This window comes from Neolewinella lacunae (assembly GCF_014349155.1).
GTDB classification, from domain to species: domain Bacteria; phylum Bacteroidota; class Bacteroidia; order Chitinophagales; family Saprospiraceae; genus Neolewinella; species Neolewinella lacunae.
Genome location: NZ_JACSIT010000035.1, coordinates 1 through 1329, shown reverse-complemented (window position 1 = coordinate 1329; position 1329 = coordinate 1). Strand labels below are relative to the sequence as shown.

Below are 1329 nucleotides of genomic sequence, written 5' to 3'. Positions count from 1 at the left end.
CAATGGTCCGCTACGGTTTGAGGCAACACTTTAGCAAAGTATGCATATAAAGAGGGCAAGCCCTATCTTGTTGGTTCCTTACACCGTACAGATATGACTTGCCCAACGAAGATCGAAATCCTCGTCGCCTCAATTTTGCAAAAACTTCCTGGTATTTCCGCATGGCGCTACCGCTTTTTGCTCCATCTTTTCGTTTTGTGGCCCTCAATGATTGGCCGACGGAACTTTGTCAACCTAGGTCGTCAAGGCGAATATTCTGAGTTCACTTACCGTAAGCACTTTGGTAAACGCATGGATTGGCTGGGCTTCAACAGAGAGTTGAGCGAGCCGTTTTTAGGCCCCAACCGTATCATTGCTCTCGACCCCTCATACCTGAGTAAGAGTGGCAAGCATACTGCTGGAGTCGGTTATTTTCATTCTGGCGTTGCCGGGAAAAGAAAATGGGGATTGGAGATTACGGGGCTAGCAGTTGTTGACTTGGACAATAAGACTGCGTATCATCTTGAAGCGGTTCAAACCGTCGGTCGACATGTGAAATAATCTTTGCTGGATTATTATGCCGAAATCCTTGAGCAACGGGCTGACGAACTGCTCCAGATCAGTAAATACGTGGTAGTCGATGCGTACTTTTCCCGAAATCCATTCATCCAACGCGTTGTCAATGCAGGTTTTCATGTAGTCTCCCGCTTGCGTAAAAACGTCAGTCTGCGCTACTACTACAGCGGACCACAAAAGTCAAAAGGGCGGCCTAAGGAATATGCTGGCTTTGTCAACTTATTTAACCTTGATCCTGCCGTATTTAGTCGAGTGGAAGCGCTGAGTTCACCTCAAACCGTTGCTTGGACGGGCGTGGTTCAACTAAAAGTAGCAGGATTAAAAATCCGTATCGTGGTTATACACCAACTTGACGAAAAAAACAAAATCAAGTCTGTGAAGGTATACATGAGCACCGATGTTGATCAGCCAGCCGAACAAATTGTCCATGCTTACCGCTGTCGTTACCAACAAGAATTCATTTTCCGCGATGGCAAGCAGTTCAGCGGTTTAGAAGAGGGGCAAGGGCGTGATTGGCTTAAGATCGACTTCCACGTCAACTGCGCGCTAACGGTAGTTAATTTGGCTAAAGCTGCCCACCACTTAGCGGTTCCCGACCTTGAACGCGGAGCATTTTCCATGGCTGATATTACAACTGCCTATACCAATGAGCGCTTGGCTTTACGCATTTTCAGCAGGTGTGGGATTGACCCGAACCTGCCAAAAAGTCAAGAGGTACTGGCGGAGGTCAGGAACTACGCCGCTAGAGCAGCTTGAAATCGCAGCGGACCATTG

General features: G+C 47.8%; 2 protein-coding genes. Both read left to right on the top strand.

Annotation, left to right across the window (positions count from 1 at the left end; all coding sequences use genetic code 11):
• Positions 1-93 precede the first annotated feature (93 nt).
• The gene (locus H9S92_RS00900; protein WP_187464846.1) at positions 94-540 is read left to right on the top strand and encodes a hypothetical protein; all 447 of its coding nucleotides are present in this window, start codon (positions 94-96) and stop codon (positions 538-540) included.
• 3 nt (positions 541-543) lie between these two features.
• Positions 544-1311: a transposase gene (locus tag H9S92_RS00895; RefSeq protein ID WP_187464845.1), complete on the top strand. Its 768-nt coding sequence runs from the start codon at positions 544-546 to the stop codon at positions 1309-1311.
• Positions 1312-1329: the final 18 nt, after the last annotated feature.